Annotated in this window: 24 protein-coding genes, 3 pseudogenes and 1 riboswitch; of the genes and pseudogenes, 16 read left to right on the forward strand and 11 right to left on the reverse strand. The window is 73.9% G+C overall.

Annotation, left to right across the window (positions count from 1 at the left end):
- Window positions 1-64: 64 nt before the first annotated feature.
- The gene (locus IEY99_RS16005; protein ID WP_189204795.1) at window positions 65-643 is read left to right on the forward strand and encodes an FxsA family protein; all 579 of its coding nucleotides are present in this window, start codon (window positions 65-67) and stop codon (window positions 641-643) included.
- A gap of 154 nt (window positions 644-797) precedes the next feature.
- On the opposite strand, the gene IEY99_RS16010 is transcribed toward IEY99_RS16005, so the two are convergent.
- From IEY99_RS16010 to IEY99_RS16030, 5 genes are all read right to left on the reverse strand, one after another.
- Window positions 798-1136 (reverse strand): RNA polymerase-binding protein RbpA, encoded by a 339-nt coding sequence (locus IEY99_RS16010; protein WP_015622005.1) that lies wholly within the window; start codon window positions 1134-1136, stop codon window positions 798-800.
- Between the two features lie 520 nt (window positions 1137-1656).
- Window positions 1657-3102 (reverse strand): coiled-coil domain-containing protein, encoded by a 1446-nt coding sequence (locus IEY99_RS16015; protein ID WP_308427051.1) that lies wholly within the window; start codon window positions 3100-3102, stop codon window positions 1657-1659.
- A 338-nt stretch (window positions 3103-3440) separates the two neighbouring features.
- Window positions 3441-3992 carry a histidine phosphatase family protein gene (locus tag IEY99_RS16020; RefSeq protein WP_189203963.1) on the reverse strand — a complete coding sequence of 184 codons (552 nt, stop codon included), beginning with the start codon at window positions 3990-3992 and terminating at the stop codon, window positions 3441-3443.
- A complete protein-coding gene (locus tag IEY99_RS16025) occupies window positions 3989-4756 on the reverse strand; it encodes a CbtA family protein (RefSeq protein WP_229798762.1) in 768 nt (255 codons plus the stop codon). Before IEY99_RS16025 ends, IEY99_RS16020 begins: the two co-directional genes overlap by 4 nt.
- Window positions 4757-4794: 38 nt before the next feature.
- Window positions 4795-4998 carry a CbtB domain-containing protein gene (locus tag IEY99_RS16030; protein WP_189203967.1) on the reverse strand — a complete coding sequence of 68 codons (204 nt, stop codon included), beginning with the start codon at window positions 4996-4998 and terminating at the stop codon, window positions 4795-4797.
- Between the two features lie 37 nt (window positions 4999-5035).
- A riboswitch (cobalamin riboswitch) is annotated at window positions 5036-5183 on the reverse strand.
- A gap of 111 nt (window positions 5184-5294) precedes the next feature.
- Between IEY99_RS16030 and mycP the strand changes: the two genes are divergently transcribed.
- From mycP to IEY99_RS16045, 3 genes are all read left to right on the forward strand, one after another.
- The gene (mycP, locus tag IEY99_RS16035) at window positions 5295-6527 is read left to right on the forward strand and encodes a type VII secretion-associated serine protease mycosin (protein WP_229798764.1); all 1233 of its coding nucleotides are present in this window, start codon (window positions 5295-5297) and stop codon (window positions 6525-6527) included.
- Window positions 6528-6763: 236 nt separating this feature from the next.
- Window positions 6764-7294, forward strand: coding sequence for a DUF6817 domain-containing protein (locus tag IEY99_RS16040; RefSeq protein ID WP_189203968.1), 531 nt, complete (start codon window positions 6764-6766; stop codon window positions 7292-7294).
- Window positions 7291-8583 (forward strand): CoA transferase, encoded by a 1293-nt coding sequence (locus tag IEY99_RS16045; RefSeq protein WP_189203970.1) that lies wholly within the window; start codon window positions 7291-7293, stop codon window positions 8581-8583. The genes IEY99_RS16040 and IEY99_RS16045 overlap by 4 nt, the downstream gene beginning before the upstream one ends.
- A gap of 8 nt (window positions 8584-8591) precedes the next feature.
- On the opposite strand, the gene IEY99_RS16050 is transcribed toward IEY99_RS16045, so the two are convergent.
- Window positions 8592-9182: a LysE/ArgO family amino acid transporter gene (locus IEY99_RS16050; RefSeq protein WP_189203972.1), complete on the reverse strand. Its 591-nt coding sequence runs from the start codon at window positions 9180-9182 to the stop codon at window positions 8592-8594.
- A gap of 70 nt (window positions 9183-9252) precedes the next feature.
- Here IEY99_RS16050 and IEY99_RS16055 point away from each other — a divergent pair, with 70 nt between their 5' ends.
- The 3 genes and pseudogenes from IEY99_RS16055 to IEY99_RS16065 all read left to right on the forward strand — a co-directional run bounded on the left by IEY99_RS16055 (window position 9253) and on the right by IEY99_RS16065 (window position 11483).
- Complete coding sequence (locus tag IEY99_RS16055; RefSeq protein ID WP_189203974.1) at window positions 9253-10134, forward strand: LysR family transcriptional regulator ArgP; 882 nt, start codon at window positions 9253-9255, stop codon at window positions 10132-10134.
- 11 nt (window positions 10135-10145) lie between these two features.
- A pseudogene (locus IEY99_RS16060) lies at window positions 10146-10970 on the forward strand (SDR family oxidoreductase); the annotation flags it as partial.
- Window positions 10971-11057: 87 nt separating this feature from the next.
- On the forward strand, window positions 11058-11483 hold the full coding sequence (locus IEY99_RS16065) for a GNAT family N-acetyltransferase (RefSeq protein WP_505661154.1): 426 nt from the start codon (window positions 11058-11060) through the stop codon (window positions 11481-11483).
- A gap of 6 nt (window positions 11484-11489) precedes the next feature.
- Here IEY99_RS16065 and IEY99_RS16070 read toward each other — a convergent pair whose 3' ends face one another.
- The gene (locus IEY99_RS16070; RefSeq protein ID WP_189203977.1) at window positions 11490-12071 is read right to left on the reverse strand and encodes a hypothetical protein; all 582 of its coding nucleotides are present in this window, start codon (window positions 12069-12071) and stop codon (window positions 11490-11492) included.
- A 160-nt stretch (window positions 12072-12231) separates the two neighbouring features.
- Here IEY99_RS16070 and IEY99_RS16075 point away from each other — a divergent pair, with 160 nt between their 5' ends.
- The 5 genes from IEY99_RS16075 (at window position 12232) to IEY99_RS16095 (ending at window position 14842) form a co-directional block, all read left to right on the forward strand.
- Complete coding sequence (locus IEY99_RS16075) at window positions 12232-12744, forward strand: hypothetical protein (protein ID WP_189203979.1); 513 nt, start codon at window positions 12232-12234, stop codon at window positions 12742-12744.
- Between the two features lie 22 nt (window positions 12745-12766).
- Complete coding sequence (locus IEY99_RS16080; RefSeq protein ID WP_189203981.1) at window positions 12767-13297, forward strand: MauE/DoxX family redox-associated membrane protein; 531 nt, start codon at window positions 12767-12769, stop codon at window positions 13295-13297.
- Entirely contained in the window at window positions 13264-13827 is a 564-nt protein-coding gene (locus tag IEY99_RS16085; protein WP_189203983.1) for a thioredoxin domain-containing protein, read from the forward strand. Before IEY99_RS16080 ends, IEY99_RS16085 begins: the two co-directional genes overlap by 34 nt.
- Window positions 13824-14177: a hypothetical protein gene (locus IEY99_RS16090; protein WP_189203985.1), complete on the forward strand. Its 354-nt coding sequence runs from the start codon at window positions 13824-13826 to the stop codon at window positions 14175-14177. The genes IEY99_RS16085 and IEY99_RS16090 overlap by 4 nt, the downstream gene beginning before the upstream one ends.
- 77 nt (window positions 14178-14254) lie before the next feature.
- A complete protein-coding gene (locus tag IEY99_RS16095; RefSeq protein ID WP_189203987.1) occupies window positions 14255-14842 on the forward strand; it encodes a hypothetical protein in 588 nt (195 codons plus the stop codon).
- Window positions 14843-14959: 117 nt separating this feature from the next.
- Here IEY99_RS16095 and IEY99_RS16100 read toward each other — a convergent pair whose 3' ends face one another.
- The gene (locus IEY99_RS16100) at window positions 14960-17593 is read right to left on the reverse strand and encodes a tetratricopeptide repeat protein (RefSeq protein ID WP_189203989.1); all 2634 of its coding nucleotides are present in this window, start codon (window positions 17591-17593) and stop codon (window positions 14960-14962) included.
- Between the two features lie 333 nt (window positions 17594-17926).
- On the opposite strand from IEY99_RS16100, the pseudogene IEY99_RS16105 reads away from it, so the two are divergent.
- Window positions 17927-18128: pseudogene (locus IEY99_RS16105) on the forward strand (MFS transporter); the annotation flags it as partial.
- A gap of 227 nt (window positions 18129-18355) precedes the next feature.
- Here IEY99_RS16105 and IEY99_RS16110 read toward each other — a convergent pair.
- Entirely contained in the window at window positions 18356-18493 is a 138-nt protein-coding gene (locus tag IEY99_RS16110) for a hypothetical protein (RefSeq protein ID WP_189203991.1), read from the reverse strand.
- Window positions 18494-18561: 68 nt separating this feature from the next.
- Window positions 18562-19563 carry an ArsR/SmtB family transcription factor gene (locus IEY99_RS16115; RefSeq protein ID WP_189203993.1) on the reverse strand — a complete coding sequence of 334 codons (1002 nt, stop codon included), beginning with the start codon at window positions 19561-19563 and terminating at the stop codon, window positions 18562-18564.
- A 255-nt stretch (window positions 19564-19818) separates the two neighbouring features.
- Between IEY99_RS16115 and IEY99_RS35265 the strand changes: the two are divergent.
- The 3 genes and pseudogenes from IEY99_RS35265 to IEY99_RS16130 form a co-directional block, all read left to right on the forward strand.
- Window positions 19819-19917 (forward strand): annotated as a pseudogene (locus IEY99_RS35265) (nitroreductase/quinone reductase family protein); the annotation flags it as partial.
- Window positions 19918-19999: 82 nt separating this feature from the next.
- Window positions 20000-20683 (forward strand): hypothetical protein, encoded by a 684-nt coding sequence (locus IEY99_RS16125; protein ID WP_189203994.1) that lies wholly within the window; start codon window positions 20000-20002, stop codon window positions 20681-20683.
- Window positions 20684-20797: 114 nt separating this feature from the next.
- A complete protein-coding gene (locus IEY99_RS16130) occupies window positions 20798-22456 on the forward strand; it encodes an alkaline phosphatase family protein (RefSeq protein WP_189203996.1) in 1659 nt (552 codons plus the stop codon).
- Here the strand turns inward: IEY99_RS16130 and IEY99_RS16135 are convergent.
- On the reverse strand, window positions 22443-23483 hold the full coding sequence (locus tag IEY99_RS16135) for a beta-ketoacyl-ACP synthase 3 (RefSeq protein ID WP_189203998.1): 1041 nt from the start codon (window positions 23481-23483) through the stop codon (window positions 22443-22445). The genes IEY99_RS16130 and IEY99_RS16135 overlap by 14 nt on opposite strands.
- Window positions 23484-23573 lie beyond the last annotated feature (90 nt).

Genomic DNA, 23573 nt, shown 5'->3' on the forward strand with positions numbered 1-23573 from the left:
GATCTGTCGTCCCGGACTCTGCAGGGGCGCGGGTCGCCGGCGTCGGTGAGGGAGGGTGACGGAGTTGCGTCGGATCCTGGCTCTGCTACCGCTGGGGCTGTTGCTGCTCGCCGCGGCCGAGATCGCCGTGTTCGCCGCGGTGGCGCACGCCCTCGGCGCGGGCTGGGCGGTACTGCTCGTCGCGGCGTCCAGCATCGCCGGGATGGCGCTGCTGCGCCGTGAGGGCATCCGCGGATGGCGGGCCTTTCGCAGCGCCGCCGAGCAGAGGCGCCCACCGGGCCCGCAGGTCAGCAACTCGCTCGTCGGCCTGCTCGGCGCGCTGCTGCTGGCCATGCCCGGTTTCGTCTCGGCGGTCGCCGGGCTGCTGCTGATCCTGCCGCCGGGGCGGATCCTGGCCCGGCGCGGGGTGGAACGCTTCACCGAGCGCCGGGTGCCGTCGGCGGTCGCCGGTGACCTGTTCGGGCCCCGGCGCGTGCGCGTCCACCAGTCCGACCCGGTCGACGAGCCGGCGCCGGCTTCCTCCACCGGCGCGGCGCCTCTGACCGCCTCGGAATCCGCGACCGGTGCGGCGAAGGCATCCGGCGGAGGCCGTCCGGGCCCGGTCGTCACCGGCGAGGTCGTCGAGGGCGAGATCATCCGCTGATCGGGCGGCCGCGTCCGCGGTCGTCTCCCGCGTCGTCCACCCGGTGTCCCGCTTCGTCCACCCGGTGTGTCGCGCTTTGTCCAGCCCGTTCGGGCGGGCACAGCAAATCGCCGTCCCGCCCTCGTCCGGCGGAACGGCGACCAGATGCCGTGGATCAACGACCGCGGCGGGTGCGAACCTCCTGCAGCCGCTCGTTGAGGATGTCCTCCAGCTCCGAGATCGACCGCCGCTCCAGCAGCATGTCCCAGTGGGTGCGCGGCGGCTTCGCCTTCTTCTGCTCCGGCTCGTTGCCGTCGACCAGTCGCGCGACGCTGCCGTCGAACTTGCACTCCCAGGTGATCGGCACCTCGGCATCGACGGCGAACGGCACCTCGAACTGGTGACCCTTCACGCACAGGTACTCGCGGGTCTGCCGGGGGGCCAGCTCCGTGTTGCGGTCGGACTCGTAGCTGACTGCGCCAAGTCGGCTGCCGCGCAGCATGCGTTCGCCCATGATCGGCTTTCCCCTCGCTCGTGGTGCTGCTTCCGTTGGTGTAACGAAAGGGGCGGTCGCGAGATTCCTGGCGACCGCCGTGTGTGTCGGCGGTGTTAACGCTTCGAGCGTAACCGGCACCGTCCCCTATCGGCCGCCTCGGCCCGTCCTGAAGTGGACCTTGGTCCACTTTACGGGACAATGCGAGATCTACGGATAGTGCGATGTCGGTCACGCCGGACCAGGGCCCCGCTCGCCGACCGGCACCGGACGACAGACCCGCCGTCAACCTGCCGCCCCAGCCTATCCCGCCCCGACCAGCCCGCCGGCCGCGCCCCGCCGCTCGGCCCGCCGTGCCCGCTCTGCCACGTCCCGCGCCCGGCCGCCCGGCGCCTGCCCTCCACGCCCCCCCCGCCGCGCCCACGTCCACCGCCAGCGCCCGGCGGCGGTCTCGTCGGCCCCGGGCTGCGGCGAGTGCTCTAACGGTCCCGGCCGAGTGCTGCGAGCGCTCTGTCAGTCTCAGCTGAGGGCCGCGAGTGCTTCATCGGTGCGACCCGAGTGCCGCCAGGGCCGAGGCCAGGTCGCTGACCTGGGCCGACAGCTGCGCCACCCGGTCCTGCGCGGCGTCCACGTCCGCACGCGCCGTTTCCAGCCGCCGCCGCAGCTCCGCGGCGTCGCGTTCGGCGGCCTCCCGGACCGCGGCCAGCTCGGCCGTCGCCCGTTCCCGCGCCTGCCGCTCACGGTCCTCCCCGGCCCGCGCCTCGGCGAGCGCACGCTGAGCGGATGCGGACTCCTCCGCCGCCCGTGCCGCCTGGGCGCGCGCCTCGGTGGCCTGTGCCGCGGCCCGCTCGGCGTCGGCGCGGGCGGCGGCCAGGGCCGCCGTGGCCTCGTCCCGGGCCGCGAGCGCCTCGTCCCGTGTTGCCCGCGCCTCGTCCCGCTCGCGCAGGGCCGCCTCGCGTGCCGCGTTCGCGTCGTCGCGGTCGCTCCGGGCCGTGCGCAGGTCGGCCAGCGCCTGGTCCAGCTCCCGGGCACGGGTGGCGGACTCGTGGCGGGTGTCGGTCAGCTCCCGGCGTACGGAATCGGTCTGGTGACGGGCCTCGTCGCGCTCCTGGCGCATCCCGTCGGTCTCGCGGCGGGCCGCGTCGCGGTCCGCCTCCGCGCGCATCCGCAGCGCGGCGGCGGCGTGGGCCTCGGCCTGCGCCTCGTCGCGGGCCGCGACCGCCTGCCGGGCGTCCGCCGCGGCGGCCTCGGCCAGCCGGTGGGCCGCCTGCGCCGCCTGCAGCGCCTCGTCGCGTTCCGCGCGGGCGGCCAGGGCCTCCTGCACGGCGGTGGCGGCAGCGTCGGCGGCCCGGTCGGCGTCGCGGCGGGCGTCGTCGCGCTCGGTGTGTGCGGCCGCGACCTGCCGCGACGTCTCGGCGCGCACCTCGGCGACCTGCCGCTCGACCCCGGCCGGCGACATCTCGGCGTGCAGGGCCTCGCTGAGCGTGCCGACGAACTGATCGAGGCGGTCGACGAGCTCCCAGGTGCGAGCCACCTGCCCGGCCAGCCCCGGCGAGGAACGGTGCCGCATCCGGACGTTGCGCGAGGCGCGCTGGCACTCACCGTCGTTGTCCCGGCAGTAGCGGAACGGCCGTCCGGCCGACGCCCGCTGCGGCACGGGCCGGCCGCAGTGCGCACACGGCCGCGTCTCCGGCGCCGGCTCCGCCGTGCCCCGCGCGGCGAAGGTCACCGTGCCCATCTGACCAGGCTCGGCCGTGCCGCCCGGAACGGGCTCGACCGTGCCCATCTGACCAGGCTCGGCCGTGCCGCGCTTCGCCCCTTCACCGCGCGGCACATCTCCGGTCGCCGTGTCGGCGGGAGCCGCATCTTGCGGCACCAGGACTCGAGGCGCGGCGGTGCGCTCCGGCGGCTCGCCGGGGATCGCCACGGTCAGCACGGCCTGTTTCGGCACCGGCCGCGTCGTCGGGGAAACATCGTCTTCTGCCATCGCGACCCGACCCTAGCGCCACCCGCCGACAACATCCGGCCACCGCGCCGAGCGCCCGGCACGGTGGCGGGTCCGCGCAGGTGGCGGGCCCGGCGAAGACGGTTCTTCCGCAGGTGCGGGGTCTTTCACGGTGGCGGGTCGCCGGAAGACGAGTCTTCTCGGGCGAAAGGTCTCTCCGGGGCAGAGGATCTTCCCGGATGACGGGTCTTCGCCAGGGAGCCAGGGGACATCGCGGACTTCGACCTGCGCACGGTGAGGCACACCGAACCGTCACACGGTTGGCCGCCCGGGGGCTGGTCGCCCGGGGCTGGTCGGCACGGGCGGTCATGCCACGGCGGTCACCCCGCGGCGGGGAAGTGCAGATGCCAGCGATTCGTCCGGTACGTGAGCCGGGTCAGCGACAGCGGCGCCACGTCCAGGCGCCAGATGCCGTCGTCCGGGAGTGCGAGGGCGTGGGCGATCGCCGCTCGTACGACGAGGGGGTGTGCGACGGCCACGACCCGCTGGCCGGCCATCGCGTCCAGCCAGGTGCCGGTCCTGTCGCGGACCGTGGCCAGCGACTCGCCGCCGTGCGGCGCCGATCGGACATCGGTCAGCCACCGCTGCACGCCGGCGGGGTCGGCCGTGGACACCTCGTCGAGGCTGCGGCCGTTCCACTCACCGAAGTCGGGGTCGGCCAGCGCGCGTTCGACGGCCGCCGAATGGCCGAGCGCCTGCGCGGTCTCGCGGGCCGCCCGGGACGGCGCGCACACCCACAGGTCGCCGCGGCTGAGCGGGGACATGGCGAGGGCGGCCCGCCGGCCACCCTCGTCGATGTCGTCGTCGCCACCGAAGTGCGCGCCCCGCAGGGCCGCTGTCGGGGCGTGTGCGAGCAGCCGCAGGCCACTCACACCGGCACGGACTCCGTCCTCTTGCCCGCCGCCACGGCCTCGCTCGGCGCGGGACGCGGCAGCAGGGCGGTGAAGGCCAGGCCGAGCATCGTCCAGAGCGTCACCTGGGTGCCCAGCGAGGTCACCCGGAAGTTCCACAACAGGCTCGGCGGGAACGTCTCCGGCACCTCGTCGATGTTGGGCAGCAGTACGTAACCCACCACGACGACCGCCAGGAAAGCGCCCAGGCCCGCGGCCGCACGGACCCAGTCCGCGGCGCCGGCGCGGGGGGCGCGGGCCGCGACCACCGCCGCCCAGACGGCCACCAGCCCGATCACCACGATCGACACGTAACTGATCGTGCGCTGGTCGATGGTCGCCGGGTCACCGACGGCGGGTGGATTCGGCGGATATTTCACGAACGGCACCAGAACCATGCCCAGCAACGCCGCGCCGGCCAGGCCCAGCGCGGCATGGGAGTCACGCTCGGTGCGCAGCCGCCGGCGCAGCAGCGTGTACGCCGTGGCGAGCAGGCCGCCCATCGCCGCGCCGAACAGGGCGGTGGCCAGGAACAGGCCGCCCTTCTGGCCGGTGCGCGACACCAGGGCGTCCTCGCCGTGATGGTCGGCGGCGGCCGGTGCCCCGGACGCCGCCGCGGAGGCCGCCTCGGCGTGTGCCGCGGCCTCCTCGATCGCGATCGCCGCCTCCACCTTCGGCTCGCCCAGCGCGTACGCGAAGGCACCGGCGAGCAGCCCGGCGAGGAGACCCGCCAGCAGGCCCCGCACCAGGAGGGCCCCGTAGGTCGGCGCCGTGCGACCCGGCGTCAGTGACACGGGACGCCGAGCAGGTGACGGCCGTCGTGCATGAGCTCGTGCAGGAATGCCCCGTTCTGGGAGACCGCGCCCTGGTCGAACGCGACCAGGTAGGCGAGCAGCAGCAGGGTTGCCACGACGCCGGACGCAGCCCCCAGCACGCGGGGGGAGATGGCGGTGGGGCGCAGCGGGCGAACCGTCTGGATCTTGGGCATAACGGAGAAGACCTCCTTGCGGGATGACGCGTCCCGATCGACAGGCCTGCGGCGCGTGAGCGTCCTGACTCACGGATCCGGCGGATCCGTTCACAGTGGCGCGACCGCACCGGAGTTGCACCGGTTTCCCTCGCGACGCCGCAGATGGTCCCCACAACCTAGCGGCGCGCCGGTGAAGCGGTCAATCGAGGTCCCCCGCACACCAATTCCGACGATCTGCCTACCGTCCCGCCGTGGATCTCCACCGCAGGTCCCGGGCCGGTAGCATCCCACCCGGTCGTGACACAGGAGTGAGCATGCGGATGAGACGGGCGGCAGTGGCCGTCGCCGTGGTGGCCGGAGGGCTGATGCCCGCCGCGCCGGCACAGGCGCGGGCGTTCGCCTGCCCCGACAAGCAGCAGGTCGTCGCCGCCCCGGTCAGCAAGGCCCAGCCCTATGAAGACAAGATGTTCGCCCCGGACCGGTTGGCGCCCTTCGCCACCGGCGCCGGCGTGCGGGTCGCGGTGATCGACTCGGGTGTGGACGCCGACCATCCCCAGCTGGACGGCCAGGTGAGCCGCGGGCGGGACTTCCTGCACGGCAACGCCGACGCCCGGCAGGACTGCGTCGGCCACGGCACCGGTGTGGCCGGCATCATCGCCGCCCGGCACGTCGCGTCGGCCGGCCCGCGCGGGCTCGCGCCCGACGCGACGATCGTGCCCGTGCGCGTCAGCGAGCAGCCCGACACCGACTCCCCGGCCGGCGGGCCCGCCCCGGTCGCCCCCGGGACGTTCGCCGAGGCCATCGACTGGGCGGCCAGCCCGTCCGGCGGTGACGCCGACGTCATCAACATGTCCCTCGTGATGACCGAGCCCAGCGACCAGGTGCGGGCGGCGGTCGAGCGGGCCACCGAGCGCGGTGTCGTGGTCGTCGCGGCGGTGGGCAACCGCGGCGGGGCCGACGCCGGCAATCCCACGCCCTATCCGGCGTCCTACCCCGGCGTGATCGGCGTCGGGGCCATCGACGCGGGCGGCGTCCGCGCCGGCTTCTCCCAGCGCGGCGACTATGTGGACGTGATGGCGCCGGGGGTCGACATCACCGTCGCCGCCCGCCGCGGCGGCCACACCTCCGGCCAGGGCACCAGCTACGCGGCACCCTTCGTCGCCGCCACGGCCGCCCTGGTCAAGCAGCGTTTCCCGAAGGCGACCCCGGCCCAGGTGGCGCGCCGCATCCTGGCCACCACCGACCCGGCCCCGGGCGGAGCCCGCAGCGACGAGTACGGCTTCGGCGTGGTCAACCCCTATCGCGCCCTCACCGAGACCCTGGGCCCGGAGGCCCCGGCCGCTCCGGCGCCGAAGGTGGTCGTCACCAACGACCCGGCGGCCGTGGCCCTCACGGCCCGCCGCGCCCGAGCCCAGCACCTGTCGCTGATCGTGGCGGCCGCCGGCGCCGGGGCGATGGTCCTGGTGGTCATGGTGGCGGCAGCGGTACGCCAGGGCCGCCGCCGCGGCTGGCGCCCACCCACCCCACCGGACCCGACCAGCGGCTGACCGCCACACGCCCGCCCGCCGGTGGGGTGGCTGCGGGCGCCCGGGATTGTCGGGGCTATCCGGTGGGCTCACGTCCCCCGGCCGGGCGGACCAGGGCCGTCCATCGTGGCTCAGGCTGGTCCACAGATCGCCCGTATCGATACTCGACCGTCCCTGGGCGACAGCACCCGTAGGCCGCACCACACAGTGAGCTCGGTGACATCGCTCAGCGGCGCTCGCTTGGTAAGCATGGAGCCGTGACGATCGACGATGTGAAGTCCTGGCTGCGCGAGCGCGGTACCGAGACGGTCGGCCATCCCGGCGGGACGCTGTACGCCCATCTCGGCCGGGTCCACGACCGGCTGGCCGCGTTCGGGCACGGCCCGGACGTCTGCCTCGCCGGCCTCACCCACGCCGTCTACGGCACCGACGGCTTCGACCTGACGCTGCTGGACGCCGGCGACCGGGCCCCGCTGCGGCGCCTCGTCGGCGAGCGGGCCGAGGCGCTCGTCCACCTGTACGGCGCGTGCGACCGGTCCCGGACGTGGTCGGTGCTGCCGGAGAGCCGCCAGGTGTGGAACCGCTGGACCGGCGTCGCCGAGCCGCTGCCCGGCGACCTGCTCACCGCGTTCGCCGACCTGACCATCGTCAACGAGCTCGACGTCGCCGAGCACGACGCCTCGATGGCGCGCGAGCACGGCCCGTACTTCCGTACCGTCTTCGGCGCCTGGCAGGGTGTGGCCTCGGCGCCCGTTCTCGCCGAGGTGGGCCGGGTGTTCGGCGCATGAGTGCGCTGCCCGTCGCGGACTGCGCGGTCGCTTCCGTGTCGGCCTGTCTGACAGCCGCGGCCGAGCTGGCGTTCGCGCGGACGGGCCGGCGTCCCGAGGTCACCCTCGATCCGGCGCACGCCGTTGCGGCGGTGCGCAGCGAGGTGCTGCTGCGGGACCCCGCCGGCCGGGGCATGCCCGGATTCCCGCCGCTGTCGCGGTTGTGGCCGGCCGCCGACGGCTGGGTGCGTACCCATGCCCACTATCCCTGGCACCGCTCCGCCCTGCTGGCCGCCCTCGGGGTGGCCGACGGGCCCGACGACGTGGCCGGCCCGGCGGTGGGCGAGGCGATCGCCGCGCTGCCCGCGGCCGCCGTCGAGGAGCGGGTGTACGCGGCGGGCGGGCTCGCCGTCGCGGCCCGCACGGCGGGACAGTGGCGGGCGGAGAACCCGCCGGACGGCACGCCGCTGGTGCGCACGGTCGACCTCGGTCCCGCGCGGGTTCTTGCCCCGGCCGGCGAACTGCCCGCGTCCGGGGTGCGGGTCCTCGACCTGACCCGGGCGATCGCCGGGCCCGTCGCCACCCGGATGCTGGCGGCGCTCGGCGCCGACGTGCTGCGCGTCGACGACCCGGCCCGGCCGGAGCTCGACGCGCTGCGGGTCGAGGGCGTCATCGGCAAGGCGAGCACCATGGTGGACGGGCGTACGGCGGCGGGCCGGGAGCTTCTCGACCGGCTCGTGGACCGGGCCGACGTGGTGGTCACCGGGTGCCGTCCCGGCGCGCTGGACCGGCTCGGGCTGGCGCCCGGCCGGATCGCCGAGCGTTTCCCCGGCACGATCGTGGCCACCCTGAGCGCCTGGGGTACGGCGGGGGCGTGGGGCACCCGCCGCGGCTTCGACAGCCTCGTGCAGGTCGCCACCGGCATCGGCTGGCTGACCAGCGTGGACGGTGAGCGACCGGGCGCCCTGCCGTGCCAGCTGCTCGACCATGCCACCGGCTACTTCCTGGCGGCCGGAGTGCTGGACGCCCTGACCCGCCGGTGCCGTGGCCGCGCCGCCACGCACGTGTCCGTCTCGCTGGAGCGGACGGCGCAGTGGCTGCTCGATCACGAGCCTGGGCACTCCGCCGCCGGCGAAGATCACGAACCTGGGCACCTCGCCGTCGGCGAGGGGGACCCGGATGCGCACCGGGTGGATCTCGGCGGCGGGTGGAGCGGTGTCGGCCCGCCCGGAATGCTCGACGGCCGGGCGCTGAGCTGGCCGCGCCTGCCCGCGGCATACGGCGCGGCCCCGGCCGCCTGGCCGGCCTGACCTGCCGTTCAGAGCACGAGGGACACCCCGAGAGCCGCCATCACCACGGCGATCGCCGCGTCCACGACCCGCCACGCCGCCGGGCGGGCGAGCAGCGGCGCCAGCCGGCGGGCGCCGGCGCCCAGGGCGGCGAACCACAGCAGGCTCGCCGTCGCCGCGCCGGCGCCGAACGGCCACGGGTGCGGATCCTGCTGTGCGACCGTGCCGAGCAGCACCACCGTGTCGAGGTAGACGTGCGGGTTGAGGAAGGTGAAGCCCAGGCAGGCCAGCAGCGTCGCGCCGAGCGTCGCCGGGGGACGCTCCAGCGGGGCGAGGCCGCCGGGCCGCCATGCCCGGCGCGCCGCCAGCGCCGCGTACCCGATCAGAAAAGCGGCACCACCCCACCGTACGGCGGTCAGCACGGTGGGCGCGTCCGTCAGGACCGCGCCCAGGCCGGCGATCCCGGCGGTCATGAGTACGGCGTCGGCGCACGCGCAGACCACCACGACGGGCAGCACGTGCTCGCGGCGCAGCCCCTGGCGCAGCACGAAGGCGTTCTGCGCGCCGATGGCGACGATCAGCGCGAGCGAGAAGCCGAATCCGGCCAGCACGGAACCCATGGCCGCCACGCTAGGGCGGCGGCCCGCGACCACTCCAGCTAAAGATTCTTCAGTACGGTTAGAATCGCTTATGACGCTCGACCCCGTGCAGCTGGCCACGTTCCAGGCGGTCATCGAGCACGGCAGCTTCGACGCCGCGGCGCGGATGTTGCACGTCACGCCGTCCGCGGTCAGTCAGCGGATCAAGGCGTTGGAGCAGGTCGTCGGGCAGGTGCTCGTGCGCCGGGCCCGGCCGTGCGTGCCGACCGCGGCGGGGCGGCCGCTGGTGCGCCTCGGCGGGCAGCTGGCGCTGCTGGAGGACGAGGCCCTCGCCGCCGCGCGGGGCGCCCTGGGCGGCAGCGGGCGCACCCGCGTGGCCGTCGTCGTCAACGCGGACTCCCTCGACGGCTGGTTCCTGCCGGCCCTGACCGCGCTGCCCGACGCCGACTTCGACCTGCACACCGACGACGAGGGTCACACGGCGGAGCTGCTGCGCGCCGGCACCGTGATGGCCGCGGTCACCACCGACCGGGTGGCCGTGCAGGGCTGCCGCGTGCACCGCCTCGGCGCGATGCGCTACCTCGCCGTCGCCGCCCCCGGCTGCCACACGACCTGGTTCGCCGGCCGCGACCCGGCCGCGGCGTTCGCCGCCGCACCGATGATCCGCTTCAACCGCAAGGACACCCTGCAACACCGCTTCGCCCGTACGCTGACCGGGCGCGCCATCGACCCGCCGACGCACTTCGTACCGGCGTCGGCGAGCTTCACCCAGGCGATCCGGCTGGGGCTAGGCTGGGGACTGGTCCCGGAGGCCTGCGCCCGTACCGGCATCGCCGCCGGACGTCTCGTCGACCTGGCCGGGGGTCACCACCTGGACGTGCCGCTGTACTGGCAGTACTGGCGCCTGGAGTCGGCGGTGCTGTCGGCCCTGACGGCCGCGGTCCGCGCGGCCGCCGCCGGCGCGCTGCGCTAGGGTCCCTGCCCATGCCCGAGCGACTACTGGTCACCGGCGCGTCGGGAAACCTGGGGCGCAGAACCGTGCAACGGGCGGCGGCCGCGGGCTGGTCGGTGTCCGGCACCTACCTCACCGCACCGTCGGCCTTCGCCGGTGAACGGCTCGACGTCCGCGACCCCGCCGCCGTCGGTGAGCTGCTGCGCCGCCTGCGCCCCGACGCGGTGATCCACACGGCCGCCGGCCGCGACGACTGGCGCGCCATGGCGGACGGCGCGGCCCACGTGGCGGTGGCCGCCGCTTCCCTGGGGATCCGGCTCGTGCACGTCTCCAGCGACGCGATCTTCTCCGGCCGGGAGGTGCACTACGACGAGACGGCACCCCCGGACCCGGTGTACCGCTACGGCGCGGCGAAGGCGGCGGCCGAAACGGCGGTCCGCGCGGTCGCCCCGGCGGCCGTCGTGGTCCGCACCTCCACGATCCTGGGCGACGGCGGCGGAGCGCACGAGGTCCTCACCCACCGGCTGGTCTCCGGCCAGGCCACCGGGGTGCTGTTCACCGACCAGATCCGCAAGCCGGTCCACGTCGACGACCTCGCCGACGCGCTGCTGGAGCTGGCGGGCAACGGATACCGCGGAATCCTCAACGTGGCCGGCCCGGACGTCATCAGCCGCTACGACCTGGGCCTGCTCGTCGCCCGCCGCGACGGCCTCGACCCCGATCTGGTGCCGGCCGGCACGATCGCCGGGCAGGGCCTGCGGCTGCCGGCCGACGTACGGTTGCGCCTCGACAGGGCACAGTCGGTGCTGCGTACGAGGCTCAGGGGAGTCCACGAGTTCCTGGCCGGGTCCGCCCGCACCGACGTCCGCGTCGTCCACCTGAGCGGTCCGGCGTTCCGGGCCCTGGCCGACGGTGACGTGGCGGCGGCGAACGCGCTCAGCCCCGTGCCCGTCTCGGACTATCTGGCCGGACCCGAGTGCCGGGCGGTGTGGCGGATGCGCAGCCGGCAGGCCGAGGAGGACCCGGCCGCCGCGGCCTGGGTGACCGGCGTCATCTGGGACGAGGGCCGCCGGACGGCGGTCGGCCGGGCCGGCTTCCACGCGCCGCCGGACGCCGACGGCATGGTGGAGATCGGCTACGCCGTCGACCCGGCGCACCGGCGGCGCGGCTACGCCCGCGCCGCCCTGGAGATCCTTCTCGCCCGGGCCGCGCGGGAGCCGCAGGTCCGCCGGGTACGGGTCAGCATCGCACCGGACAACGTCGCCTCCTACCGGCTCGCGTCCCGGTACGGCTTCCGCAAGGTCGGCGAGCAGTGGGACGACGAGGACGGACTGGAGTTCGTGTACGAGGTGCCGGCCGGCCCGTCCTGACCCGGCTCAGCAGGGACCGGCGAAGAACGAGACGGTGACCCGGACCGGCGGTGTGCTGCCCTCGGTGATCTCCAGCGGGACGCACCGGCGTCCGGCCACGTGAAAACCGCCGATGTAAATCGTGTCGAATTCGGGGCAGCCGCGGAAGGTGACCGATCGGGCGGGTTCATAGTTCCAGCCCTGGCCATATTTGAGACCTATTTTGCCGTCGCTCGGATCAGGGACGGAAACCGTCACCACGGCACCCGCCCTGACCACGGCTCCGACTTTGTAATCGTCGCCCGTGCCGCCATTGAAGTCGGCGGGATCGGCGGTTTCCCAGCCGCGCAGACCGGGCCAGGAAAGGGAGCCGACGACGAGATCGGCACCGGACGGCGGTGCGGTGGACCGCAGATGCGCCTCGGCCGGGGTGCAGGCGATCGTCCGGGGCATCACCAGCGTGCCGGCCGCTTGGGCGGTGCTGTCGGCGCCGGTCGCCGCCGGCGCGGCGCGGGAGGGCCGGACACCGGCGGAATGGCCGCCGCCGCAGCCGGCCAGGACCAGGACGGCGATCGCGGCCGTCGCCCGTCGAATGGTTGCCACCGGCACGACATCTCCCCTCGTCCGCTGTCGCCATGCTGTCATATCGCGGCATTGTCGTCTCTCCTCCGGCGGCGGAAAAACCCGATCATGAGCCGGGGGTTGCTTTTCCCAAAGACACTGACAATCATCAATGCCTGGAATCGAGTGTCCCGAACGGGGGTCAGTCATGATCCAGGACAGGGCAATTTCCCGGCGTCAGGTTCTGCGGGTCGGTGCGGTGGCCGGTTCCGCGGTCACTCTGGTCGCGGCGTCGGCGCAGGCGGCGCCGGCGGATCCTGGCGGCGGCGCCACGCAGGCGAGGTCCCGCGGTGATCTGGCCCGGGTGGCCGCGGTGCGGGGGCGCGGTGCCGTCGTCGGCGCTCCTCGGGCCGCCAACCGGACGGCTCTCGCGAGCCGGGAGGAGGTGCCGTTCGCGGGGTTCCCGGACGGCGTCACCCCACGGCCCGGTGACCTCGTCACGGTGATCGACACCTGGCCGGGTCTGGAGCTCGCCGCCGTGCCGGTGGTGCACTGGCTGACCGGAGTGCCGCACCGCGCCGCCGGCGGCGGATACCACCTGGCCGGCGAGCGCATCGCCGCGTCACCGCTGCTGGACGCCCACCGGGGACAGCGGCTGAGAGTGTGCGTCATGGACACGGAACTGCCCGACGCCCAGGTGTTCGCCGTCCGTCCGGCCTGACATGCCCGACACGATCGACGCCGTGGTCCGTCTGCTCACGGCAGCCCTGCTGATCCATGCGGCGGCTCAGAAGCTGACGGCACCCGCCGCCATCCGGCTCACCCTGACGACGCTGAGGATGCCGTTCCCGCGCTTCTCCGGTGCCGCGCTCGGCGTTGCGGAGCTCGCCGCGGCGGTGCTGCTGCTCGTGGTTCCCCGCAGCGGGGTGACCGCGGCCATGGTGATCGCCCTCGGCGCGTCGTTCGCGGGTGCGGCCATGGTCGCCCTGGCTCGCGGTGAGCCGGTGCGCTGCGCCTGTTTCGGCCGCGAGTCGCAGGCGACGCTCGGCTGGACCCAACTGGTGCTGTTCCCGGTGTGGCCGGCGGTGGCGTGGGTGACGCACACCGCGTCGTCGGAGCACGTCGTCGGGGTCCGCTGGGTCGCCGTCACCGGGCTCGCGGTCAGCGTGTCCGTCGCCGTACGCCGGCTGTCGCCGCTGGCCTGGCGCAGCTGGCGGTACCTCAAGGTATTGGAGGGCCAATGGGCTTCCTCTGGGTCGTCGTCGCCGCATTGAGCCTGCTCGTGGTGGTCTGCCTGCTGGCGCTGGTCGACCAGTACCGCAGCTTGGAAGTCATCCGCACGGCCCTCGGGCTCGAGGACAACCCCACGCCGATCCCGTTCCGCGCGGATGGCTCGATCAAGCCGTCGCGGGTGGGGCTACCGCCCCGGCTCGACGAGCAGCCGCACCTCGCGGTGCTCTTCCTCTCCGTGTCGTGCACGACCTGCCGTTCCATCGCGCAGGGTCTGGGCCGCAAGGACCTGCCGTACGTCTGGATCGTGCTGCAGCAGGCCCGCTCCGCCGCGCAGGGCCGCATGTGGCTGGAAGGAATGAACCTGCCCCTGGACCGGGCGACCGTGGACACCGACGAGCGTGTCGCACGGGCGGTCGGCATCGAGGCGGTGCCGTCGGTGGTGCTCTACCGCTCCGGCGAGGCCGTCCTCGCCCAGACCCTGCCGTCCTTGCGGCAGTTGCAGCCTCTCTTGTCACCTCGCACCACGCCGTCCATCCCGCCCGTCGCCAAGGAAGGAACCGTCCGGCCATGACCACCGCCATGACCTGCGTGACACCCGCCCGCACGGCCGCCGCCGGTGAGCGCCGCAGCCGCCGGCGCGCGCTGCTGAGCGCCGCCTCCGCCGTCGTCGCCGGGCTGGCCACCGTGCTGAAGGCCTCCCCGGCCGTCGCCGACTGCCTCGGGTCGCCCTGCTGCAGCCTCGCCAGCTGTGAGCAATGCCAGTACGCGGTCAGCAGAGACCGGTACACGTGCCCGGACGGCTACCGGCGTACGGTCTGGACCTGCGTGAGCGGCAGCAGAACGTACGGCTGCGGCGAGTGCAGCACGGGCGAGACCTGCAACGACGGTCCGTTCGCCTGCTCGATCTGGTACGCATGGTAGTCCTCTGGACGGTGGCGCTGGCCGCCGTGGCGGGCTTCGCCCAGCTCTTCAGTCCTTGAGGACAGTCCTTCATCGGAATGATCCGCCCCTTCGTGCAAGGGGACCCGTCTCGCCCGGCCCGCAGAGCCCGGGGCTTCCTCGCCGTCCTGGCGGCGGCGCACATCGCCATGGCCGGCTTCGTCGCGGCGCTGCTCCACCAGGTCGGCACCGTGCCGGCCGCGCACATCGACGACGGCGTCGCGGTCGCGGCATGCCTCGTCGCGGCCGTGGCAGGGGCCGCCTTCGACGTCCATGCGCTGACGAGCGGCGCGTACGCTCCAGGCCTGCGCCGGCAGACGTCCAAGGAGCTCGGGCAGCGCGCCGGGCTCCCGTGGTGGGTCGCCCCGCTGATCTGGGGTCTCGACACCGGCCTGATGTGGAGCACGTTCCGGGTCTCCTCGACCACCTGGGTACTGCTGGCCGCGGTCGCGCTGCACGTGGCACCGCCATGGAGCGGGCTCGTGGCCGGCACGGCCTTCGCCGTACCGCTGGCCGTGGCGGTCCTGGCCGGACGCGGCGACCTGAGCGAACTGGGCCGGCCCGGACCGCGACGACTCGCGCAGCTCGCCGCCGTCGTCACGGCGCTGTCGCCGACCGCACTCATCACCGCGACGATCCTGACCTGATCACACGGATGGATTATTGGATTGCCATTATCAGTAATCCAGTAATCCGGAAACGGACATAATGCCCGCTACACCATAATGACAGTTATGGTGTACGCGGCGCGGACGGGATGACGTTCAGGCGCGGCGGGCCGCGCAGGCGAGGGCGACTTGTGTCCTGAGTGTCTGCGGGTCGTCCGGGCCGAGGACCCGGTGCAGGACCGCAAGCAGGTCGGCCAGCTGGTCGCGGGCGGCCGCCGGATCCCCTGCCCGTCCGGTCCAGCGGGCCAGGTCGAAGCGGGCGCCCAGCGTGTCGCGGTGTTCCGGACCGAGGACCCGGTACAGGACCGGCAGCAGGTCGGTGAGCTGGTCGCGGGCGGCCGCCGGATTTCCGGCCCATCCGGTCCAGTACGCGAGATGAGCGCGGGCGTTCAGAGTCTTGCGATGTTCCGGGCCGAGGGCTTGCCGGAAGAGCGCCGGCAGGTCGGCGAACCGGTCGCGTGCCGCCGCCGGGTCGCCCACTCTGCCGGTCCAGTAGGCGAGGTCGGAACGGGCGCTCAGGGTGTCGTGGTGTTCGGGGCCGAAGGCTCGCTGCAGCACCGGCAGCAGGTCCGTGAGCTGGTCGCGGGCGGTCGCCGGGTCGCCCGCCTTGCCGGTCCAGATGGCCAGCTGTTGTTCGGCGTGCAAGGTCGAGTTGTACAGCGGGCCCAGTGTTCGCCGCATCGACGGCAACAGTCTCCGATATTGGTCGCGTGCCGTCGTGGGGTCGCCGGCCTCGCCGGTGAAGCGGGCGAGGCTGTGCCGGATGATCAGGGTGACGTAATGCTCGTCACCCAACGCCTTTACGGCCAGCGGCAACAGCCCTGCGCCCTGCTCCCGTGCGGCCACCGCGTCGCCGGCCTGGCCGGTGAACCAGGCGAGGTTCGATCGGTACAGCAGGGTGCTCTCATGATCTGGTCCCAGCACGCGCGCGAGTGTCGGGACCAGGGCGGCGTACTGGTCGCGGGCGGAGGCCTCGTCACCGGCTCCACCGGTGAACGACGCCACGTTGGCGCTGCTGTGGAGCACGTTCGGGTGTTCGTCGCCGAGGACCTGTGCCGCGATGGCGCGGATCGTCCTGGCCTCGGCGGCGGCGGCCGTGAACAGGCCGAGGGACGCCCGGTATTGGGTCACCAGGTTCGCCGCCTGCGTGAGGTTGCCGATCACCTCCTGGCTGGGGCCGGCAGCGGCGGCGGCCTGGGCCAGCAGGTGGATCGGGTGGGGAGCGAAGAGCCGGAAGAAGGCCCAGGTCGCGGGGTCGCCGTAGGACTCGTGGCGGTCTGCGGCGCGGAAGAGCAGCTGGGCGGCGAGGTCGAAGACCGTCGGCGTCTGCCCGGCGTCGTGCAGGTGGAACAGGCTGGTGTCGCGGATCAACGGGTGCAGGCGCAGCGTGGCCGGCGCTCCGGGGTCGGGCCGGCCGAGGTCGAGCAGGCCGAAGGTCTCGAGGCCGGCGAGCAGCGACGCGAGGCGGGTGGTGTTCAGCCCGGGGAACAGCGGGGACGCCGCCATCGTGGACGCGTCCAGGATCGCCTGGTAGGGGATGGGCGCGTCGGCCAGCACGGACAGCAGGCGCAGCAGGTTCCGTGCCTGCGGGAGACCCTTTCTGGTCTCCAGGAGCGTGAGCGACAGTTCCCAGGTGTGGGCGATGACCTCACGCGCCTGGACATCGGTCAGTTGGCCGTCGGGGTCGGGGAAGACGGCGGCGATTCCCTCGGCGTCCAGGGTGGCCCGGTAGTCGGCGAAGGTGGTGATCTGGCCTTCCAGCGCAGGTCTGCGGTGGGCGTCGGCGAGGTAGCGGCCGGCGAGGCGCAGTGCGAGGGGCAGTCCGCCGAGTCTGTCCGCGAGGGCGGCGGCCTGGTCGCGGGTGCCACTGCCGGGTCCGGCGAGGTCGAGCAGGACCTGCGCACCGTCGACGGTGGAGAGCATCCCGACCGGGTGCAGCCGGCACCAGTCGCCCCAGGTCTGCGCATCGCCGTTGCGGCTGGTCACGATGATCGCGCCGCGGCGCGTGCCGACCGGTCGGATCCAGCCGCGTTTCTGGGCGAGGGTCTGGCCGTGGGGAGCGAGCAGGGTCAGGTCGTCGGCGTTGTCGATGATCAGCAGCCATCGCCGGGAGTACGCCTCGAGATGTCGCCACAGCACGTCGGGTGCCTCGGCCCAGCCGTCGGTGAGCTCGTACCTGCTCGCACCGAGGCTGCCGGCGAGCTGCCGCATCCCGGCGTCCAGGTCGGCCTGCTCGGCGGCGGAGACGAACCAGACCGAGGTCCCGCGCCGGCGCAGGATGTCACCGACGTGCCGGGCGATGGTGGTCTTGCCGGCGCCGCCCATGCCGTGCAGCACGCGAACCCGGGCCGTGGTCCGCGCGTCGCGTTCGTACCTGCCGGTGAGTTCGGCGATCAGCCGGTCCCTGCCGCGGATCTGCTCGCCCGCGGTCGCCTCGGGGACGTCCAGGGAGGTCATTCCCGCCGGTGGCGCAGGGACCGGACCCGATGACGACTCCAGGGCGCGGCGGCCTTGCCGGGACTGCACGGCCAGCCCGATCACCGCCACCAGCAGCGAGACGGCTGCGACCGGAAGGCTGTAGACGCTGCTGTACTGGTCGCGTTCGGGCAGCCCGGCATCACGGTAGGAATCCACCGCCGGGACCAGCCAGTTCCAGGCCGGCGCGAGCAGCCCCACGCTGCCGAGCACGATCCACGGCCAGCGTCGGCGACGTCGCCGTCGTTCAGGCACCGGCGCCTCCCGCCGTCGACGTGGCTGGGGTGTTCTGCGCAGATGGTAGTGACGCGCCTGAGAGGTGGGAGTCCGCCGAGTGCGCTGTGGACCCGGTGCTGATTGTATGGCCGGGGCCCTTGCAGCGTATCGAGCGATGTGGCGCTTCCTCCCCGCAGCATTGATCCACAGATGGGAGCTGAGATGCGCCTCGGCCTGGTGACGGTCCCCGTTTCGCTGCGAGAGCACACCGCGCGCTGACCCGGTTCGCCGCCGGCTTCTTCCGGCGGTGCGTGCTCCTCGCCGCGGAACGGTCCCGGACGACCGTTTCCTTCCTTGGCTCGAGGAGCTCTTTTGCGTGCCCTTGTATCCGCGCGTCTCGGCGCGGACTTCACCCGACTGTGGACCGCCTCGGCGGTGTCGAACCTCGGTGACGGTGTCACCATGGCCGCCGGCCCGCTGCTGGTCGCGTCGGTCACCGACGATCCGGCCGCGATCGCCGGTGCCGTCTTCGCCCAGCAGCTGCCGTGGCTGCTGTTCGCCCTGTTGGGCGCGTGGTTGTTCGTCGTCTCGGCGGCCGTACCGTTCGGCCTGGACGCGCTGACCTTCGCGGCGGCGCGGTGGTCATGGCGGCCGTGGCCGCCTGCGCCTGGCGGCCGCTGCGCGAGGCGACCGGGTAGTCCCACGAGACGGCCTGGCTGAGCGGTCCTCCCGCGGGAGGACCGCTCAGCGTGCCGGGTGCCGCCCCGTGCCGGCCCCGGCCTCGCCGGTGTGCCGTGGGCGTTACCGCAGGCGCGCCAGCTCCCGGTCGATCAGCTTCCAGGTCTCCGGGTCCTCGGGCGGGTACGACCGGTGCCAGCGCCGGGGTGGCTGGGGCCTTCGCCAGCAGGGGCGGGCTCGTGCGGTTCGGAAGATTCGCATGCGGACACGCTAGGAGGGCCCGGGCCGGGCGCGCGATCAATTCGGTCCTGACCGAATCGTTGCCGGCGTCAGGCGACGTGCGTGCGGACGGCGGACCTGTCGAGCAGGCCGAGCAGGCCGCGGCCCGAGTCGGTCAGATGGTAGAAGACGCGGCGGCCGACGCGCTGGCGGCTGACGACCTCGGTCGTCACGAGCACCGACAGATGTTCCGAGATGGTGCTGGGGGCCGCGGCCAGGCGTGCCGCGAGCTCCTGGGTGGTCGCCGGTTCGCTCAGCTGGCGCAGCACCGCCGCGCGGCCGCGGCCGAGCAGCAGGTCCAGGCGCTCGTCGCCGCCGGGCGCAGCGGCGCGTGTCTCGGCCAGCGCGGCGGCGCCGCGCACCTGGAAGGGCAGGGTGAACAGGTCCGGGTCGTACTCGCCGATGAGGATCCAGTCGGCCGCGAAGACCTGCGGGACGAGTTGCAGCCGGCGTTCCCCGGCGGCGAACTCCAGGTCCAGCCGTTTGGTCAGCTCCAGCACCGGTTTGCGCCAGCGGATCCGCGAGTGCAGGTCCTCGAACAGCGCGTCCGCGCCGGTCTGCGCCATCGCCTTCGCGCGGCGCAGCACTTCGCCGTCGGTCAGCGCCTGGACGGTCGGCCAGATCGGCTTCATGGCGCCTTGCCAGTACGCGGCGAAGGCGTCGGCCAGGCGGTGCAGGGCCAGCCGGGGGTCGCGCCGGTACGGCTTCAGGTGGTCGGGGACCTGGTCGCCGTAGTAGTGGTCCAGCTGTTCGTGGACTTCCTGGGCGGGGATCGCCCGGAGCCGGGCCAGCTCGTCGCTGAGCGTGTTGACGCCGGGTCGTGGTGGCAGGCCGAGGAAGCAGGGGAAGCCGCGATCCAGTTCGGGGAAGACGTTCAGCGGCAGGGTGCGATCGTCGTGCCGCAGTGTCCGCCGGGCCTCGACGGCCCACCTGTCGTACGGCCACGGCACCTCCGCGCACAGCAGGAACAGGCTGGACACCAGCTCCCTCAGTGGACTGGTCGTCAGTACGGTGGTGCCCAGCGCGGCGTCGTCGATTCCGATCCTGATCATCGTCCACCCCCGCTGCCCGGCTCGTCGCCAGGCTACCGGCGGTGCCGCCCGCCTCGCCTCGCGCGGGCGCGTCATGGGTGACGGCTCACAGCCGACGGCGACCGCTTCATCGTCGCGGCGCCGGCCACCGGCGCCGACCGGCACCCCCCTGGTTTCTCGATCTCGTGGCCGAGCCGGATGTCGTCGTGCAGGTCGGCGGCGTGACCCTGCCCGCCCGGGCGCGACCCGCCACCGCGCGGGGAGCGGCCGCGGCCGCGGCTGTGGCGGCTGACGACCACGTCGATGTCCTACCGGGACTACCAGGAGGCCACCGAACGAGAAATCCCGGTCGTGATCATTCACCCTTCCGCCTGAAGTTCTCATGGGTGGACATCGATTGAACTCGACGTCCATGCCGACTCGTACCCTCCGCAGATCGAGCCCTATGGAGGACACTGTGGTGGTACAGGAGACCGAAGAGCGCCCCGGGGCGGACGCTGCCGCGCCGGGGCGCTCTCGCCGCGCGCGGGCCGTGGCGACGGTGGTGGCCGCCGCCGGCGTCCTCGGCGGCGTGTTCGCGGTTCTTTCCTTCGTCCGCGATCTCGGCGACATCACCGTCGACGACGTCGAGCACGCGTGGTGCTCGGTGTGGAGCTGCTCGGCCGACGACCCGGTTCCGCCCGCGCCGACCGTCTCCGGGTCGCCGCAGCCCGTGGTGCCCGCGCCGTCGGCGCTCACGAAGCCGGCGCCCACCGGCCTGACGGCGTCCTTCTCCGTGCCCAGGGACGGCAACGACGTTCCGCTCTGCACCCCGGTGCGGGGCACCGTGTCCGGGCTCACCCCGGGCCGGGCCGCCTGGCTGCTGGTGAAGGGGCCGGGCACGGGAGACCTGTACTACCTCACCCGCAAGATCATCCCGACGTCCCGCGGCTCCGGCGACTGGGATCTCGAATCCCAGCAGATCGGCCGGCCGGCCGACAAGGGAAACACCTTCCACATGCTGATCATCGGTACGGAGGGCGACGCCACGGACGAGTACGTGCGCGCCTTCGCGGAGCAGCGCAACTACGTCCGGCTGCCGGCGACGTATCGGACGCTGGACGACATCGCCGTCACCATCGCGGACAGCAGGGGTTGCTGACGGCGATCCGTCGGCACCGCGCGGCGACCACCCGCCGGCCAGGACGCCCTGCGGGGCGTGCGCATAGGCTTGGCCGCAGGTACGTCGCCCTCGCGTGTTGAAGGATCGCCTGTCTTGTCTCGTCCGCGCCGCATCGCCGCGGGGGCCGTCACCGGCCTCTGCGCGCTGGTCGTCTTCCTCGCCCTGGTGGTTCCCGAGCAGATCACCCGGCTGCCCGCCGGTGCCTCGCCCTGGGCCGCTCTGGTGCGGCTGCCCGTGGAGGCGCTGCTCGCCGCCGCCGTGCTGGTCGTGCTGCCGGCGCGGGCGCGGGTGGTCACCGCGAGCGTGATCGGTGGGTCGCTGGGGGTGCTCACCGTCGTGAAGATCATCGACGTGGGGTTCCTCACCGTGCTGGACCGGCCCTTCGACCCGGTGCTGGACTGGCCGCTGTTCGCCGACGCGTACCGCTTCGTCCGCGACTCGTTCGGCACCGCGGGGGCCGTCGGCGCGGCCGCCGGGGCCGTGCTGCTGGCCGCCGGCCTGCCGACCGGCATGGTGTTCGCCGTACGGCGGCTGGCCGCGGTCGCGGCCCGGCACGACGGGGTGGCCCGCGCGGGCGTGGGCGTCGCCACGGTGGCGTGGCTGGCGCTGGCGCTGCTGGGCACGTCCCTGGTGCCGGGGCTGTACGTCGCCTCCGACAGCGCCGCCGTGCTGGCGCGCGAGCAGGTGCTGCGGGTGCCCGCCGCGGTCCACGACCGCAAGCAGTTCACCGCGGAGGCGGCCACCGACGCGTTCCGGGACACGCCGCCGGACGCGCTGCTCACCGGGCTGCGCGGCAAGGATGTGATCTTCGCGTTCGTGGAGAGCTACGGCCGGTCGGCGATCGAGGATCCCCGGCTGAGCCGCCAGGTCGACCCGGTGCTGGCGGCCGGCACGGCGCGGCTGGCCGCCGCCGGGTACGCCGCCCGCAGCGGCTTCCTGACCTCGCCGACCACGAGCGGCGGCAGCTGGCTGGCGCACGCGACCCTGCACTCCGGGGTGTGGATCGACAACGAGCAGCGCTACCGGGACCTGGTCTCGGGGGACCGGCTCACCCTGACCGGCGCGTTCGGAAAGGCGGGTGCCTGGCGCACCGTCGGGGTCGAGCCGGGCATCACGTTCGACTGGCCCGAGAGCCGGTTCTACGGCTTCGACCGGCTCTACGACTCGCGCACCCTGGGCTATGCGGGGCCGTCGTTCGGCTGGGCGCCGGTGCCGGACCAGTTCACCCTGAAGGCGTTCACCGACAGCGAGTACGCCCGCCCGGGACGCGCACCGCTGATGGCCGAGATCACGCTGGTGTCCAGCCACACGCCGTGGGCGCCGATCCCGTCCCTGGTCGGCTGGGACGAGATCGGCGACGGCGCGCTCTACCGCGAGCAGCACGCGCGGGGCCGGGAGGCCGGCGAGGTGTGGAAGAGCCCCGCGCAGGTACGCACCGAGTACGCCGCGTCGATCGCGTACTCGATCGGCAGCGTGGTGTCCTGGATCCGCGAGTACGGCGACGACGATCTCGTGCTGGTGCTGCTCGGCGACCACCAGCCGGCCCCGATCGTGGTGGGCAACCGGGCCAGCCACGACGTGCCGGTGACCGTCGTGGCGCACGACCGTACGGTGCTGGACCGGATCTCCGGGTGGGGCTGGACCGAGGGGCTCGAGCCCGCCCCGCAGGCACCGGTGTGGCGGATGGACGCGTTCCGGGACAAGTTCCTGACCGCGTTCGGTCCCGGGGCGCGCCGGCCTACTGCTCGGTGAGCACCGCCTCCACGCCGGGCCAGGTCAGCAACGTCGACCCCCAGGTCAGGCCGCCGCCGAAGGAGGTCATCAGCAGGCGGTGGCCGGCGGCCAGCGAACCGTCGCGGACCGCGTCGGCCAGCGCCAGCGGGATCGACGCGGCGCCGGTGTTGCCCACGCTCGCGACGTTGCCGAGCCGGCGTTGCTCGCCGACCCCGACCTCCTCGGCGACCCGGTCGAGGATGCGCTGGTTGGCCTGGTGCGCCACGAACCGGTCGACATCGGCGACCGCGACGCCCGCCGCGTCCAGCACGCGCAGCGACGAGCGGGTCATGTGGATCACCGCCCGCCGGTAGACCTCCTGTCCGGACACCGCCCAGTAGAGGTCGTCGTACGCGTCGTCGCCGCTCGGCGGGCAGCCCGCGGCGCTGCGGGCCCGCTGCCGGCTGCCGCCCGACTCGATCCGGATCAGGTCGGCGTGGCCGCCGTCGCTGCCCAGGTCGAACGGGCCGACGGCGCCCGGCTCGCCGGGGCTGCCGGCGCGCAGCACCACGGCGCCCGCACCGTCGCCGAACAGGATCGCCGGCCCGCGGTCCTGCGGCGTGCGGCGCAGGAAGTACGAGTTGGTCTCCGCGCCCACGAGCAGCACCCGCTGCGCGATGCCCGCCGTGATCAGCCCGGCGCAGGTCGCCAGCCCGTAGACGAATCCGCTGCACACGGCGGCGAGGTCGAACGCGGCCGCCGGGGCGACGCCGGCGCGCCAGGCGACCTCGGGGGCGGTCGCCGGGCTGAGCCGGTCCGGGGTGGTGGTGGCCACCACGACCGCGTCGGCGCTGTCCGTGCCGGCGGACTTCAGGGCGTTGCGGGCCGCCGTGCTGGCCAGGTCGGCGGTGGTGGTGCCGGGGTCGACGACGTGGCGCCGGGCGATGCCGGTGCGCCGGCGGATCCACTCGTCGGTGACACCCAGTTCCGCTTCCAGCTCCGCGTTGGGTACAGTACGCGTCGGTAACACTGCACCGAGACCCTCCACAACGGCCGCTGCCTGCATGCTCTCTCCTTCGCACCGTGGGGCGTCGCCACCCCAGAATGGTCTGCGTCCCGGGGAGCCGGCACACCGATACACACCCCCGGGCCCGAA

The sequence above is a fragment of the Couchioplanes azureus genome (assembly GCF_014648355.1).
In the GTDB taxonomy this organism is placed as follows: Bacteria; Actinomycetota; Actinomycetes; order Mycobacteriales; family Micromonosporaceae; genus Actinoplanes; species Actinoplanes azureus.